The organism is Pseudomonas sp. Pmew2 (genome assembly GCF_058129885.1).
The window spans coordinates 248,997-263,538 of the sequence record NZ_CM176702.1; the positions used below are offsets into that span (position 1 = coordinate 248,997).

Below are 14,542 nucleotides of genomic sequence, written 5' to 3' on the forward strand. Positions count from 1 at the left end.
TCTTGTGTGTTTTGACGTAATAGCAGCATAGCGCTTGAGCGCATATGGCGAGATAAGGTCATTAAACCCGAGCAGGCGGTTGAATAAAACTCTGGCGGGCTTCCAACACTGAAGTACTTGTGCTGATGGGGAGTGCAGAGCAATCCCCCGTCAATGCCCTTATAGTTGCGCGACTGCCCATGACGCCTTGCTCGTCGAGCCCGGGCCTTCCAACAAGATCGAGGTTCTCCATGCCGCTTGCCACGCTCATCCGCCGGTCCAGTCTGCCTTGTCCCGAGGTGAGCGTGGATCAGGCGCTGCAATTGCTCGCGCAGCATTACGGCTTGAGCGGCACGCTGAAAGCGCTGGGCAGCCAACAGGATCGCAACTTTCTGCTTGAAACCGACACGCGGCGTTATGTGCTGAAAATCTGCCACGGGGCCTATTCGAGCACTGAACTGAACGCCCAGCACGCGGCGCTGCAACACCTGAGCAACCACAGCGCCGTTGGCGTGCCCGGCGTGGTTGGCGCCAATGACGGCGGGCAATTGTTATCCATCAGGATCGACGGGCAGGCGGTTCACGTGCGCTTGCTTGAATTCATTGATGGGCAGTCACTGGGGCACGCCGGGCATCTGGGCCATGAGGTGGTGGTCGGGTTGGGCGAACTGTGTGCCCGTGTAGACCTGGCACTGGCAGGCTTCGAGCATCCTGGCCTGGAGCGCATTCTGCAATGGGATCCGCGCCACGCTCATGCGCTGATCAAGCACCTGCTGCCGGTGATCAAGGACGCCGACGCTCGCGCCTGTGTCATCGAGGCTGGTGAACAGGCTCATCGTCGTTTGTTGCCATTGATAGCAGCGCTGCCGATACAGGCGGTGCATCTGGACATCACCGAGCACAACGTGGTCTGGCTGCGTGATGCACAGCGCCAATGGCAATTGCAGGGGTTGATCGACTTCGGCGATCTGGTCAGCACCTGGCGAGTGGCCGACCTGTCGGTGACCTGCGCGGCGCTGCTGCACCATGCCGACGGCGACCCGCTGTACATCCTGCCAGCCATTCGCGCCTACCACGCCCTCAATCCGCTGAAGACCGAAGAATTGCAGGCGCTCTGGCCGCTGATTGTCGCTCGATCCGCAGTGCTGGTACTCAGCGGCGAACAGCAGGCCAGCATCGAGCCGGACAACGCGTACATCCAGGCCAACCTTGCCGGGGAATGGAACATCTTCGACGTCGCCACTTCGGTGCCGATGGCGCTGATGGAAGCGGCGATTCTGCAGGCCGTGGGTGTGGAATTTCCGCCTGCCGGACAGCCCGCTTACCAGCCGATGCTGCCCGCTCTACAAGGGCTCAAGCCGACAGTGGTGGATTTGGGTGTGCTCAGTGAGCACTTTGTGGCAGGCAACTGGGAGCAAAGTGGCATTGATGAATACCTGCTCTCCCAGGCTGCGGGTGACGATGGCCTGGCGGCCAGCCGCTTTGGGGAATACCGGTTGTCGCGCACCTTGCCTTACAGCGCTAAGGAGCCCGAAACTTTCGCCCTGCACGTTGAATTGCATGTGCCCGCCGAAACGGCGCTGCATGCACCGTTCAACGGCACTCTGCGGTTGACCGCGGATGCTGCATTGCTGCTGGTCGGCGAGGGCATAAGTTTGAAGCTGTGGGGCGTGCTGCCGGATGCTTCACTGGCTGATCAAGTGTCAGCAGGCGCGCTGATCGGGCAGGGCGGTGGTTCGCTGTTGCTGCAACTGTGCACCACGGCAGACCTCAGCCCGCCGCTGTTCACCACACCTGCCTGGGCGGCAGCCTGGCGCACCGTGTGCCCGTCGCCGTCGACCTTGCTCGGTTTTGATTGTGACGCTCCAGCGCTCGCAGACGCCGCGCAATTGCTGGCGCGGCGTGATGCCAGCTTCGCCCGATTGCAAAAACACTACTATCAGGCTCCGCCGCAGATCGAGCGTGGCTGGCGCAATCACCTGATCGACATGCAGGGCCGTTCCTATCTGGACATGCTCAATAACGTCGCGGTCCTCGGCCACGGCCACCCGCGCATGGCCCATGAAGCGGCTCGTCAGTGGTCGCTGCTCAACACCAACTCGCGCTTTCACTACGCGGCAATTGCCGAGTTCTCCGAGCGCTTGCTCGAGCTTGCACCCGAGGGCATGGACCGCGTGTTTCTGGTCAACAGCGGCACCGAGGCCAACGATCTGGCAATCAGGCTGGCCTGGGCCTATAGCGGCGGACGCGACATGCTGAGTGTGCTGGAGGCATATCACGGCTGGTCGGTGGCGACCGACGCCATTTCCACCTCGATTGCCGACAACCCGCAGGCACTCAGCACCCGCCCGGACTGGGTGCATCCGGTCACCGCACCCAATACCTATCGCGGGCCGTTTCGTGGCGCTGACAGTGCGCCGGAGTATGTGCGCAGTATCGATCAGGTACTCGTCACGCTGGCAAAGCAGCAACAGCAGGTGGCGGGCTTCATCTGCGAGCCGGTGTATGGCAATGCGGGCGGGATTTCCTTGCCTGCCGGCTATCTGCAACAGGTGTATCAGAAGATTCGCACTGCGGGTGGTGTATGCATTGCCGATGAGGTGCAGGTGGGTTATGGCCGTCTGGGTCATTACTTTTGGGGCTTCGAAGAGCAGGGCGTGGTGCCGGATATCATCAGCATGGCCAAGGGCATGGGCAACGGCCATCCGTTGGGCGCGGTCATCACCCGTCGTGAGATCGCCGAGGCGCTGGAGGCCGAGGGCTATTTCTTCTCCTCATCCGGTGGCAGCCCGGTCAGTTGCCGGATCGGCATGGCAGTGCTGGACGTCATGGAGGAAGAAAGGCTCTGGGACAATGCCCGGCTCGTGGGCGATCACTTCAAGGCGCGCCTGCAGGCTCTGGCCGATAAACATCCGCTGGTAGGCGCGGTGCATGGCATGGGTTTTTATCTGGGCATGGAGTTGGTCCGCGACCGCCAGACCCTGGAACCTGCCACAGAAGAAACCGCGCAGCTTTGCGAGCGCCTGCGTGAACTGGGCATCTTCATGCAGCCGACTGGCGACCACTTGAACATCCTCAAAATCAAACCCCCAATGTGCACCACCCGGCAAAGCGTGGATTTTTTCGTCGATAACGTATCGAAGGTGCTCCACGAACTGGAATAGAGGACGCAGAGCGTCCAGAACGGCATACCCACGCGGAGCATGGGCACGATAGGTGGCGCCTGGGCCCCCATCGTTCCGCACGCACCAGTGGGGGAATGGGCACGATAGGTGGCGCCTGGGGGCCCATCGTTCCGCACGCACCAGCGGGGGAATGGCCACGATAGGTGGTGCCCGGACACCCATCGTTCCGCATGCACCAGCGAGGGAATGGGTACGATAGGTGGTGCCCGGACACCCATCGTTCCGCACGCTCCAGCGTGGGAATGCCGTTCGTGACGCTCCGCGTCACACCCAGCTTGGGGAATGGGCACTGTGATGGATTTTAAGTCGATTAATATCGGCAAAAATAACAAAATATAGTGAGTGTAACAAAATTTTAGCTTTTAATGCCGATTTATATCCGCTATAAAGGCGTTCATAATCGTCATCGCCTGTCTGCTATGGTGATAAGTCCTTGCATCCGCCCCTGGAGATATTTTCATGAGCCGTATCGTTTCTGTCGCTGCTACCCAGATGGCCTGTTCCTGGGATCTGGAAGCCAACATCGAGACCGCTGAAAAGCTGGTGCGTGAAGCTGCCGCCAAGGGCGCACAGATCATCCTGATTCAGGAGCTGTTTGAAACCCCGTACTTCTGCCAGAAGCCGAACCCGGACTATCTGCAGTTGGCGACTACTATCGAATCCAACGTCGCAATCAAGCATTTCCAGAAGCTCGCCAAAGAGCTGCAAGTTGTACTGCCGATCAGCTTCTTCGAGCTGGCAGGGCGTGCACGTTTCAATACCATTGCGATCATCGACGCAGACGGTACCAACCTGGGCATCTACCGCAAGAGCCACATCCCGGACGGCCCCGGCTACCACGAAAAGTACTACTTCAACCCGGGCGACACCGGCTTCAAGGTCTGGCAGACCCGCTACGCGAAAATCGGCGTTGGCATCTGCTGGGACCAGTGGTTCCCGGAGTGCGCACGCAGCATGGCGTTGCAGGGCGCAGAAATTCTGTTCTACCCGACCGCCATCGGCAGTGAGCCACACGACAAAACCATCAGTTCGCGCGATCATTGGCAGCGCGTGCAGCAAGGCCATGCCGGCGCGAACCTGATGCCGCTGATCGCCAGCAACCGTATCGGCAACGAAGAGCAGGATGGCTACGACATCACCTTCTACGGCTCGTCGTTCATTGCCAACCAGTTCGGTGAGAAAGTCGCCGAGCTCAACGAAACCGAAGAAGGCGTGCTGGTTCATAGCTTCGACCTGGACGAGCTGGAGCACATCCGTAGCGCGTGGGGTACGTTCCGTGATCGCCGCCCTAACCTGTACGGCGCGGTGAAGACCCTCGACGGTTCGCTGGAGTCCTGATCGCCATGACCACGCTCAATAGCACGCCACGCGCCGACGGTTTCCACATGCCGGCCGAATGGGCACCGCAAACCCAGGTCTGGATGGTCTGGCCCGAGCGCCCGGACAACTGGCGCCTGGGCGGCAAGCCCGCCCAGGCCGCCCACGTTGCGATCGCCAAGGCCATCGCCCGCTTTGAGCCGGTTACCGTGGCCGTGTCTGCCGCGCAGTACGACAACGCTCGTGCGCGGTTGGACATGCCGATCCGGGTTGTGGAAATGAGCAGCAACGACGCCTGGGTGCGCGATAGCGGCCCGACGTTCGTCATCAACGACCGTGGCGAAGTGCGCGGTGTGAACTGGGAATTCAATGCCTGGGGGGGCTTCGACGGCGGGTTGTATGCGCCGTGGAACCTGGACTCTCAGCTGGGCAGCAAGGTACTGGAAATCGAGCGCTGCCCGCGTTACGTCACCGAAGGCTTCGTGCTGGAAGGCGGCTCGATTCACGTCGACGGCGAAGGCACGCTGATTACCACCGAAGAGTGCCTGCTCAATCGCAACCGCAACCCGCACCTCACCCGCGAACAGATCGAAGCAATCCTCGGTGATTATCTGGCTGTGGATAAAGTTGTCTGGCTGCCAGATGGCCTGTTCAACGATGAAACCGATGGGCATGTGGATAACTTCTGTTGCTACATTCGTCCGGGTGAGGTGTTACTGGCCTGGACCGATGATCCCGAAGACCCCAACTATTCACGTTGCCATGCGGCGCTGGGTATTTTGGAAAACACACTGGATGCAAAAGGGCGCGCGTTTATCGTTCATAAAATGCCGATTCCCGGACCATTGTTCGCCACAGAAGAAGAATGTGCAGGCGTCGATCAGGTGCACGGCAGTCAGGAACGCAACCCTTCAGTGCGTTTGGCCGGGTCCTATGTGAACTTCCTGATCGTCAATGGCGGCATCATTGCGCCGAGTTTCGACGATCCGATGGACGAAAAGGCCCGTGAGCTCCTGCAAACACTGTTTCCAGAGCACGAAGTGGTGATGGCACCTGGCCGCGAATTACTGCTCGGTGGCGGCAATATTCACTGCCTGACGCAGCAGCAACCGGCCCCTCACAAGGCCTAGTTAGAAATAACTAGTAACATCGGATGGGCGCAACTGGTCCCGTTCTTGCTGTATCAAGCCCATCACCCGATGGGCTTTTTGTTTTTACCTGTCGAGTAACATCCTGTAACAGATGCGCAGAGCGCTACCCCTGAAGCAGGTTGGTAAACCTTCGTTTTCTTAGCTTGACTGTCATATGGCGTGAGTAGATTTAGCCCCTCATGAAATCAAGAGGTTTTCGTTATGAACGCAGGTATGAACCAGCAGCGTGCTCGTGGTTTTTCTGCTTCTCTCAGTAACGAGGCCCGCCAGCTAGTGGCGGATTGGTTAAGGACGACCAGGCCCGCGAAATCCAGACCGGATGTTCGCGCAATGTTGTTACAGCGTTACCCGGCAGGCCTGTTCAACGAGGCCGAGCTCGAAGCGTTGCTCCGCGTGTTGACCGAGCGTGTTGATTGCTCCGGCAAACTTGGCTGAGCCGCTCTAGGCCGGCCATCTGCGTGTTTGACACCCCCATGCGTCGGGACTAGGATTCGCGTCCCACCGTCTGCGGCTCAATCCTGTACGTGCATCAGCAGTCCACTGCGATGAATTCGTGTCGCCTTCTATACTGCTTGTTCAGAGGCTGGAGGCCCCGATAGCCATTGGCGGTCGCTGCAGCGCGTGTCAATTCGCAGAAAAGGAAGACAAGATGCTTAACAAACGTATGGGCATGCTCGCTTTGGGCATCATCAGCGCCAGTCAGGCCATGGCCGAAGGGCAGGCAGACTCGAAGGGTTTCGTCGAAGACAGCAGGCTGATCGTCAACCTGCGTAACGCCTACATCAATCGCGACTACAAGAACGACCGTGAAGACAAGTCCGAATGGGGCCAGGCTTTCATGGGCAACTTCGCGTCCGGTTTCACTCAGGGCACTGTGGGCGTCGGCGTTGATGCCTTTGCCCTGTACGGCATCCGTCTGGATGGCGGCAAGGGTCGCAGCGGCAATGGCGGCATCGACTTTTTCAAGCAAGGTGACAGCGGCGCTGCTGCCGATGACCTGTCCCGTGCAGGTGCGGCGGTAAAGGCCCGTATCTCCAATACCGTCATCAAGTACGGCGACCAGATGCCTCAGTTGCCAGTGCTCAGTTACGACAATTCCCGTCTGCTGCCGGAAAGCTACACCGGCACCATGATCACCTCCAAAGAGATCGACGGGCTTGAAGTGGTTGCCGGACGTTTCACCCAGGAGGCGCGTAAAAGTGCTGAGGGTCGCGACAGCGGTGATCTGAAAAGCATCAACGTCTACGGTGCCAGCTACAAGTTCACAGATGCATTCAGTGCAGCTTTCTACGCCTCCGACAACGAAGACGTGCTCAAGAAGCAGTACGTCAACCTGAACTACGTCTTTGCTCTGCCGCAAGATCAGTCGCTGACCTTCGACTTCAACGGCTACAAGACCAAGCTGGACAAGGACTTCACCACCAGCGATGCGCGTGACAACAAAATCTGGAGCCTGGCCGCGACCTGGGCTGTGGGCATCCACTCCTTCACCCTCGCACACCAGCGCAGCACCGGCGACATGGGCTACGCCTACGGTGGCTATCGCAATGATGGCGGCTTTGGTGATGGCGGCAACACCATCTACCTCGCCAACTCCTACTGGTCCGACTTCAACGGCAAGGACGAGCGCTCCTGGCAGGCTGCCTACGGCGTCGACCTGTCCGGCCTGGTCATGCCCGGTCTGAGCTACAAAGCGGCTTATGTACGCGGCGACAATATCGACGACGGCACGCCTGGAAGCGGCGATGGCACCGAACGCGAGATCTTCAGTCAGCTGACCTACGTGGTTCAGAGCGGCCCGGCCAAGGACCTCTCGATCCGCCTGCGCAACTCGTTCCTGCGTGTCTCGGATGATGCGTTGGCGTACAACAGCGAAGGCAACGAGACGCGTATCTTCGTCGACTACCCGATCAACGTTTTTTGATGTGAGGGAGGCGGCCTGGCAAAAAAGGCCGCCTCAATCCGCAATCAACTGCACAAACACCGCGAAGCCGCCGAGGAATATCCAGAAAAAGCTGAACAGCCAAGGGCTGCGCTTGGAGAACAGCAAGGACTTTTTCGGCCCTGTTTCGCTGGATTCCCAGTCGCTGAACAGCGGTGAGTCGTCATAGGTCAGCCCGATGACGGGCTCGCTGAGCAGCAACTGAGACTGTTTGTGATGCCAGTGTTGAATGATGTCGCAAGCCGCCCGAATACCCGGCCAGGCGAACAGCGTGCTGAGCAGCCCCAGCAAGGCCAGCATCGGCGGCACCACCAGCGTGAACATCGCGCCCCATTCAGTGTTCATGTTCGCCATGGACGACGCGTAAGCAATCACCAGAAACGACTGTGCTGATAAATAGGCGTTGGTGCGGTTGGACAGATTGGTGGTTTCGTAATGAATTTCGCGTCGATAGAAATCCAGCCGTTCCTTGGGCGAGCCAAACAATTTGACCTGCTGCTCATCCACCACGCTTTGGGGTGTCTGATCCGTAATGATTCTGGGCACTGGCGTTACCGATTTGTAAAAGATGCTGGATAGACTCCCTTGTGCATCAAGCAGTTCGACTTAATCCCCGGCATACGGGACCGTTCATCCTGTGAGCACTGTTCAACGGAGAGGGACATAGTCATGACTAACACCCCCACGCTGTTACACAGACCGCCTACTGCTGACGCCCCTGAAGCTAGAGGATGCGCCAGCTGTCCAGCAGCGTTTCCCGCTATGGGAAATCGTGCAGTACCTGAACAACCGCGTTCCTTGGCCTTACCCTGAGGACGGTGCGCTGCACTACATTCAGGATGTTGCGCTGCCAGCCATTGCGCTTGGCACCGAGTGGCACTGGATGATCCGTCTGCACAGCGCGCCCCGGGAGATCATCGGCAGCATTACCCTCATGACCCACCGCGGCAACAACCGCGGCTTCTGGCTACACCCGGACTGGCAAGGTAACGGCTACATGAAAGAGGCCTGCCGTGTGGTCAATCGACAGTGGTTCGAAGTAATGGGTATGCCCGTGATGCAGGTACCCAAAGCCGCCCCGAATGAAGCCTCGCGGCGTATTTCGATCAACGAAGGCATGCGCATAGTGAGCACGCACGAGGGTGAGTTCGTCAGCGGGCGGTTCGAAGTGGAAGTCTGGGAGATGACGCGGGAGGAGTGGTCGGCGCGGGGGCTGTAAACAGTCACTTCGAACATCTGACGTAGAGGCCGACCGGGCACTAATCTGTTGCCCAAAACCATGAGCCCAGTGATATTCCCGATAAACAGAGGGCGACCCGAATGCCGTTGACCCGCAAGACCGAGCCCGACATTACCCTGGTAATGGTCCACCCCGAAGACTTCGAAACCTTGGTGGCCATACGTATCGAAGCCATGCGCGAAAGCCTCGAGCGCGTTGGTCGGTTCGACCCGGTGCGCGCCCGAGAGCGTTTTCGTGAAGGGTTTTCTGCGCCATGCACACACTACATCCAGGTAGACGGCAGTAAGGTCGGCTTTATGGTCGTGAAACCGACCAGCGATGGCCTGTTGCTGGATCACCTATACATCAAGCCCGCCTTTCAAGGGCAGGGCATTGGTTCTGCAGTGCTTCGGCAGGTGTTCGCGCAAGCAGACGCAACCGCCTCGACAGTACGGGTAGGCGCCTTGAAAGACAGCGACTCAAACCGCTTCTACATCCGCCACGGTTTTCAGCTCGTTGAGAGCGGCGAGTTCGACAACTACTACCTCCGCCCGCAACGTCTGCCGATGTGCTGACGGGTTGGAATATTAATCCGCAGTTGTCACGTTTTTGGCTGTACGCGCAGCTCGAGCTGATCAGCGAGAGCGTAGGGATCTAAATGATCTTTACAGCTGCTTGCAAAAATGGCCACTTTGCCTCACTGTAAATACAAATGTCATTACACTGGAGGATGCCCACATGGCGTCTATCAACGTTCGTATCGACGACGATCTCAAAGCGCGTGCTTACCTCGAGCTGGAAAAGCTTGGCGTCACCCCCTCGGAGTTGCTGCGCCAAACCCTGCAGTACGTAGCTGAGCGTGGTCAGCTACCCTTCAAGACGGTTCTGATGACAGAGGAAGACGAAGCGCTGTTGGCAACTGTGCGCGAGCGCCTTGCAGCTCCGCAGCGGGTCAAGGTTTCACTGGATGACCTATAACCTCGAATTCGATGCGCGGGCTCTAAAGGAATGGCACAAATTAGGAGATACCGTGCGTCAGCAGCTCAAGAAAAAGCTGGCTACGATTCTGGTTGCTCCGCGTGTTGAAGCCAATCGTCTGCATGCATTGCCTGACTGCTACAAAATCAAACTGCGCAGTAGCGGCTATCGGCTGGTTTATCAGGTTATTGACCAAGAGGTTGTGGTCTTCGTGGTTGCGGTAGACAAGCGTGAACGGGAAGAGGTTTATCGCAAGGCGACGGACCGGCTGGGTAGGTAAATCAGGGCCGCGTTATTGCGTCCTGACTGAGCATGCCGCCTGTCGCTGGATAGTCCCTACATCATTTTGATGCTTCGCCAGTTGCAACCGAATCAAGATTCCGCACCGACGCCTTGAAGAAAGCGACTCCAACCGCTTCTACATCGGCACGGTTTTCAGCTCGTTGAGAGCGGCGAGTTGGATAACTACTATGTCCGCCCGCAACGGCTGACGAGTCGCTGACTGGTGTTGATCAACCCTCCGTGGCGGCCTTTTTGGCCGCACGTGCAGCGAGCATCGCCGCTTCCGTTTCCTGGGTGTGCAGCTCACCTTTGTACGCCAGTTGATTGAAGAACATGCCGTCGATCTGATCTTTCGATGGCGTCGACGTCTTGGGAATAAACAACGCGCCCAGATCCAGCGAGCTGGCGAAGTTCTCCTTGGTCAGGTTGTACCGTCCCAGATAACTGCCGCTCCACGGTGAATCGGCATCGACCATATCGATAGCCGTCTCCCGGTAGGTGGCGGCTGCAGCTTTCAGCCCACTGGACGCATTCAGCAGCGTGTTTAATTGCTGAGTGTCCGCATCGCTCAACTCACCGGAACTGTTGGTCGCCTTCAGATTGCCGTTTGCCTCAATCGTGAAGCCAAACTTCTTGCTGGCCAGATCCGGATAGACAGACGCCAGCGTCGACTTGAACGCTTCATACGAAGTCTTCAACGCCTCTGTAGAGTTACTGTGCTGCGCCGCCTTCTGCGGGAAGTCAGGCGACTGCGAACGGCCTATCCAGGTATCGACTGCTTCCATCGGCTCAGTGGTTGCAGGCACTTCGGTACTCGGGTGGTAAACAACGGCAGGCGTGTTGGCGGCAGCGTTCTTCAGCGCTTCTTTCTGCGCATCGGTGAGCGGCTGCGGCGTGAGCGTGATGCCTGAATTGGGCAGGGTGATGGTTGGAGAGGTGTTGTTGCCGGGGGGTAGTGAGATAACCATTTCATCGATCCATGATTGCGGGGTGTAAGGAGGGTATCGACGGAGTGGGGGGGAGCTTGAGGGGTATGGCTGGGGTAATGTGTTCAGGTTGTTACAGTGAGCTTTGCCTCGTTAGGGAATCTCCGAACAAGTCCCGGTTATGCGAAAATCGCCTGACCACCTGATCCGAGCCTCCCATGAGCCAGATGAGCTTTTCCGATTTCGAATATGCCAGCAAACGCAAGCAGACACGCCGCGAACGCTTCCTCGCCGAGATGGATCAGGTCGTCCCCTGGACAGGTCTGCTGGGCCTGATCGAACCGTTCTACCCCAAGGCCGGCGGTGGCAGAAAACCTTATCCGCTGGAAACCATGCTGCGCATTCACCTGCTGCAGAACTGGTTCTCCCTGAGTGATCCGGCCATGGAAGAAGCGCTCTACGAAATCACCCCCATGCGCCAGTTTGCACGCCTGACGTTGAGTGCGCCGATACCGGAAGACACCACGATCATGAACTTCCGGCACCTGCTGGAGAAACATCAACTGGCTCCTGCAATCCTCGCGGTCATCAACGGTTATTTGCAGGAAAAAGGCCTGTCGCTACGCCAGGGCACCATCGTCGATGCCACCATTATTCATGCCCCAAGCTCGACCAAGAACAAAGACGGCGAGCGTGATCCCGAGATGCATCAGACAAAGAAGGGTAACCAGTATTTCTTCGGTATGAAGGCCCACATCGGCGCTGACGTTGAGTCTGGACTGGTTCATCACGTCCATGGCACTGCGGCCAATGTGGCCGATGTCACTCAAGTCGCCGAACTGCTCCACGGGGAAGAAAACGCGGTCTATGCGGACGCTGGCTACACCGGTGTCGAGAAGCGTGAAGAGCACGAAAATCGTAACGTGATCTGGCAAATCGCGGCGCGGCGCAGCACGTATTCCAAGCTGAACAAACGCAGCCTGTTGTACAAAGCCAAGCGCAAGATCGAGTACTGCAAAGCGCAGACACGCGCCAAGGTCGAGCATCCGTTTCGGGTCATCAAGCGCCAGTTTGGTTACGTGAAAGTACGCTTTCGTGGGCTGATGAAAAACACGGCCCAACTGACCACGCTGTTCGCCCTGTCGAACCTGTGGATGGCTCGAAAGCGACTAATGGGTTTGGGTGAGTTGCGCGCTTAACACGGAAAACCGAGCGAAAAACGCGCTCGACTCACACTGCATCAGACCGTTTTCAGAAAAATAGCGCTATGTGCCTGGCAAATTACGGCTTGCCACCGCTGCGCGGCAAGTTGATCGGAGCATCCTTAGCTTTTCTTTCCCGATAGCCCTTAATGGATCGTGACCTGCTCAAGGCCATGCTTACAGGAAACCTCCGTCACGCTGAAAGGAGGTTTGAATTATGTGGATTGCTGCAACCTGACATCATCACCGGGAGTATGCACTTTTCGTAAGGCGCTTGGGATTTGGCAGGCATGCCACGCGGATCACATAGGCAAGATCAACGGCTCTTTATCTTGTAGCCATCAATCGGAATATCTTCTGTGCGCTCATATAGTGGGGCATCGCTGAATGTGGCTTGTTCAAATGCTTGTGTATCCCAACGTCTCGCTTTCAAGGCTAAATACAACATGCCCACTCTCAGCGGTATGTTTCCGCGTCTGTCTTTGGCGCGTCTGAAGGAAAAGAAGTTGAAACCTTCTTCCAAAAAGTACCGATAAGGGTCGTAATCGTTAAGATCGATAGAGAACCTTTCGAAGAACTCGACCATCAGATCATTTGAATCGTCGCCATCTACACCCATGTCCCTCGCGACATCGGTCGCCAAGCTGAAGCTTTCAAATGCCTTCCTTCCAAAGCCTGCGGTATCGTGGATACAGACGACGATGCTATCCATTATTTTGTAATCAAGGGGTTCGTGCATGGCTAAAAAACCTGATCTTCGCTGCTCACAACGGAGTTATAAGTGACCACTGTCTTGTAGGCTATCAGCCCTGGCTCCGCCGCCGTATACGCCCAGCCCGCAGAGTGGGCAATAATCTTGTAATGCATCTCAGATTGTCACCTCAATTGGACTCACTGAGCGCCCACTGTACATCGACGAGGGATACCCATGCAGTTGACCAATGAAACCATGGCCAAACACACTGCTCGATCAGCTCTTGGGGAATCGAGGGCAACTCTCTCGCTGTTGCATTGGCGGACTTCTTTTTGGTCGGCATACATGCACCTCTAGCTACATGTTATGCCCGAACACAAAATTTCTGACAGTCTCCCGGGGTGCTCGCAATATTTTTTAGGGGCTTCACATTTATCTACCATCGGTGTGGAACCGACCTGCCCCCGATGACCACTCAGCGGTCGCTATAACTACTGAATTGAAGAGGGTATGTACAAATGGGAAATATATGTGTCGGCGGATCCAGCATGGCCCATCAGGTAAACTCCCCAGATCGGGCCAGTAACAACTCGAACGACGATAATAATGATGTGTCATCAGGTCAGCTGCTCAACGTCAGGCACGCTTTGGCAGATGCTGCCGGGTTAACTAGGGTCTGTTCCCGTTTCGACGTAACCCATTGATCTCTATGAGAACAGGCCCGTATTGTTGGAGTTCTCACACAACACCAATACGAGCCTGCAATGCCCCGATTAATGCTCAGTGATGAGCACTGGCCGAAGCTTCGAGAAATTTTGCTGCACGAATCGATCTACAACAAGCGAGATTTGCGCACCACGGTTGAAGGCATGCTGTACCGCATGCGTGTGGGTTGCCCTTGGCGAGACCTGCCGAAAGCGTTTGGAAACTGGAGCAAGGTCTACAAGCGGTTCAATGCCTGGTCTGCTTCAGGCAAGTGGGTCAAGGTGCTTGAGGTGCTGATGACCGATCCTGACATGGAGTGGGTTTTCATTGATGGCAGCTATGTAAAGGCTCATCAGCACAGTGCAGGTGCTGCCAGCACGCAGGACCAGGCCATCGGAAAAAGCCGAGCCGGTAACACCAGCAAGATTCACCTGGCTGTAGACGCTTGTGGGCTGCCCATTGCATTTGACGTGACCGGAGGCCAGACCAATGATTGTTCGCAGGCGGCCTCGTTGATTGCCAAGATGCCCAATGCAGAAGTGATCATTGCGGACAAGGGCTACGACACTGAAGCGATACGCGCTCAGGTCGAGCAGCAAGGCAGCAAAGTGGTGATTCCACGAAAGCGCAATTCTCTGAAAGGGAACGCAGATCTGGACAAAGGGTTATATCGCAATCGACATCTCGTAGAAAACGCCTTTGCCCGGTTGAAGCATTTCCGGGCGGCGGCTTCTCGGTTCGACAAACTCAAGAGAAACTATGAAAGCGTCATAGCAATGGCCTGCGCTTTTCTGTGGCTGCCAATGTGAAACGGGAACAGACCCTAGGACGAATTCCGCCATTTTGTTGGGACCCTCAACTTGGAAGCCTTCTAGCTGCATGGCGCTGTAGCAGTTGACCAGGGCTTGCTTCATTCCCTGCAAATCTTTGTTCCAAAATGGTTTCATGTGCTCAACCCATAT

13 protein-coding genes and 3 pseudogenes are annotated in these 14,542 nt (G+C 57.0%); 13 read left to right on the top strand and 3 right to left on the bottom strand.

Annotated elements, in window-relative coordinates; all coding sequences use genetic code 11:
• The first annotated feature begins 230 nt into the window (after positions 1 to 230).
• The 5 genes from AC4ANK_RS01150 to AC4ANK_RS01170 all read left to right on the top strand — a co-directional run bounded on the left by AC4ANK_RS01150 (position 231) and on the right by AC4ANK_RS01170 (position 7,556).
• On the top strand, positions 231 to 3,143 hold the full coding sequence (locus AC4ANK_RS01150; RefSeq protein ID WP_002551438.1) for an aminotransferase: 2,913 nt from the start codon (positions 231 to 233) through the stop codon (positions 3,141 to 3,143).
• A 480-nt stretch (positions 3,144 to 3,623) separates the two neighbouring features.
• Positions 3,624 to 4,502 (top strand): N-carbamoylputrescine amidase, encoded by an 879-nt coding sequence (gene aguB / locus AC4ANK_RS01155; RefSeq protein ID WP_004654103.1) that lies wholly within the window; start codon positions 3,624 to 3,626, stop codon positions 4,500 to 4,502.
• Between the two features lie 5 nt (positions 4,503 to 4,507).
• Positions 4,508 to 5,611, top strand: a complete 1,104-nt coding sequence (gene aguA, locus AC4ANK_RS01160) for an agmatine deiminase (protein ID WP_460383980.1) — start codon at positions 4,508 to 4,510, stop codon at positions 5,609 to 5,611.
• A gap of 222 nt (positions 5,612 to 5,833) precedes the next feature.
• Positions 5,834 to 6,067, top strand: a complete 234-nt coding sequence (locus AC4ANK_RS01165) for a hypothetical protein (protein ID WP_002551440.1) — start codon at positions 5,834 to 5,836, stop codon at positions 6,065 to 6,067.
• 214 nt (positions 6,068 to 6,281) lie between these two features.
• Positions 6,282 to 7,556, top strand: a complete 1,275-nt coding sequence (locus AC4ANK_RS01170) for an OprD family porin (protein ID WP_002551441.1) — start codon at positions 6,282 to 6,284, stop codon at positions 7,554 to 7,556.
• 33 nt (positions 7,557 to 7,589) lie between these two features.
• On the opposite strand, the gene AC4ANK_RS01175 is transcribed toward AC4ANK_RS01170, so the two are convergent.
• Positions 7,590 to 8,084, bottom strand: a complete 495-nt coding sequence (locus tag AC4ANK_RS01175) for a hypothetical protein (RefSeq protein ID WP_004667254.1) — start codon at positions 8,082 to 8,084, stop codon at positions 7,590 to 7,592.
• A 159-nt stretch (positions 8,085 to 8,243) separates the two neighbouring features.
• Here AC4ANK_RS01175 and AC4ANK_RS01180 point away from each other — a divergent pair.
• From AC4ANK_RS01180 to AC4ANK_RS01200, 5 genes and pseudogenes are all read left to right on the top strand, one after another.
• A pseudogene (locus AC4ANK_RS01180) lies at positions 8,244 to 8,793 on the top strand (GNAT family N-acetyltransferase).
• A 101-nt stretch (positions 8,794 to 8,894) separates the two neighbouring features.
• Entirely contained in the window at positions 8,895 to 9,368 is a 474-nt protein-coding gene (locus AC4ANK_RS01185) for a GNAT family N-acetyltransferase (protein ID WP_460383983.1), read from the top strand.
• A 163-nt stretch (positions 9,369 to 9,531) separates the two neighbouring features.
• On the top strand, positions 9,532 to 9,771 hold the full coding sequence (locus AC4ANK_RS01190; RefSeq protein WP_002551444.1) for a type II toxin-antitoxin system RelB/DinJ family antitoxin: 240 nt from the start codon (positions 9,532 to 9,534) through the stop codon (positions 9,769 to 9,771).
• On the top strand, positions 9,761 to 10,051 hold the full coding sequence (locus AC4ANK_RS01195; RefSeq protein WP_002551445.1) for a type II toxin-antitoxin system RelE family toxin: 291 nt from the start codon (positions 9,761 to 9,763) through the stop codon (positions 10,049 to 10,051). The genes AC4ANK_RS01190 and AC4ANK_RS01195 overlap by 11 nt, the downstream gene beginning before the upstream one ends.
• 112 nt (positions 10,052 to 10,163) lie before the next feature.
• Positions 10,164 to 10,273, top strand: a pseudogene (locus AC4ANK_RS01200) (GNAT family N-acetyltransferase); the annotation flags it as partial.
• A 10-nt stretch (positions 10,274 to 10,283) separates the two neighbouring features.
• Here AC4ANK_RS01200 and AC4ANK_RS01205 read toward each other — a convergent pair.
• Positions 10,284 to 11,021, bottom strand: a complete 738-nt coding sequence (locus AC4ANK_RS01205) for a hypothetical protein (protein WP_002551446.1) — start codon at positions 11,019 to 11,021, stop codon at positions 10,284 to 10,286.
• Between the two features lie 176 nt (positions 11,022 to 11,197).
• Here AC4ANK_RS01205 and AC4ANK_RS01210 point away from each other — a divergent pair, with 176 nt between their 5' ends.
• A complete protein-coding gene (locus AC4ANK_RS01210) occupies positions 11,198 to 12,178 on the top strand; it encodes an IS5 family transposase (RefSeq protein ID WP_044424202.1) in 981 nt (326 codons plus the stop codon).
• Between the two features lie 319 nt (positions 12,179 to 12,497).
• Here AC4ANK_RS01210 and AC4ANK_RS01215 read toward each other — a convergent pair whose 3' ends face one another.
• Positions 12,498 to 12,920 (bottom strand): DUF1493 family protein, encoded by a 423-nt coding sequence (locus tag AC4ANK_RS01215; RefSeq protein WP_005746664.1) that lies wholly within the window; start codon positions 12,918 to 12,920, stop codon positions 12,498 to 12,500.
• 473 nt (positions 12,921 to 13,393) lie between these two features.
• Here AC4ANK_RS01215 and AC4ANK_RS01220 point away from each other — a divergent pair.
• Positions 13,394 to 13,549, top strand: a pseudogene (locus AC4ANK_RS01220) (type III effector); the annotation flags it as partial.
• 90 nt (positions 13,550 to 13,639) lie between these two features.
• On the top strand, positions 13,640 to 14,389 hold the full coding sequence (locus AC4ANK_RS01225; protein ID WP_460382697.1) for an IS5 family transposase: 750 nt from the start codon (positions 13,640 to 13,642) through the stop codon (positions 14,387 to 14,389).
• Positions 14,390 to 14,542 lie beyond the last annotated feature (153 nt).

Excerpts from the sequence above, each read along its gene's own strand:
- AC4ANK_RS01170 (WP_002551441.1), top strand. The coding sequence starts at position 6,282 with ATGCTTAACAAACGTATGGGCATGCTCGCTTTGGGCATCATCAGCGCC.
- AC4ANK_RS01195 (WP_002551445.1), top strand. The coding sequence starts at position 9,761 with ATGACCTATAACCTCGAATTCGATGCGCGGGCTCTAAAGGAATGGCAC.
- aguA (WP_460383980.1), top strand. The coding sequence starts at position 4,508 with ATGACCACGCTCAATAGCACGCCACGCGCCGACGGTTTCCACATGCCG.
- AC4ANK_RS01190 (WP_002551444.1), top strand. The coding sequence starts at position 9,532 with ATGGCGTCTATCAACGTTCGTATCGACGACGATCTCAAAGCGCGTGCT.
- AC4ANK_RS01225 (WP_460382697.1), top strand. The coding sequence starts at position 13,640 with ATGCCCCGATTAATGCTCAGTGATGAGCACTGGCCGAAGCTTCGAGAA.
- aguB (WP_004654103.1), top strand. The coding sequence starts at position 3,624 with ATGAGCCGTATCGTTTCTGTCGCTGCTACCCAGATGGCCTGTTCCTGG.
- AC4ANK_RS01205 (WP_002551446.1), bottom strand. The coding sequence starts at position 11,021 with ATGGTTATCTCACTACCCCCCGGCAACAACACCTCTCCAACCATCACC.
- AC4ANK_RS01165 (WP_002551440.1), top strand. The coding sequence starts at position 5,834 with ATGAACGCAGGTATGAACCAGCAGCGTGCTCGTGGTTTTTCTGCTTCT.
- AC4ANK_RS01215 (WP_005746664.1), bottom strand. The coding sequence starts at position 12,920 with ATGCACGAACCCCTTGATTACAAAATAATGGATAGCATCGTCGTCTGT.
- AC4ANK_RS01210 (WP_044424202.1), top strand. The coding sequence starts at position 11,198 with ATGAGCCAGATGAGCTTTTCCGATTTCGAATATGCCAGCAAACGCAAG.
- AC4ANK_RS01185 (WP_460383983.1), top strand. The coding sequence starts at position 8,895 with ATGCCGTTGACCCGCAAGACCGAGCCCGACATTACCCTGGTAATGGTC.
- AC4ANK_RS01150 (WP_002551438.1), top strand. The coding sequence starts at position 231 with ATGCCGCTTGCCACGCTCATCCGCCGGTCCAGTCTGCCTTGTCCCGAG.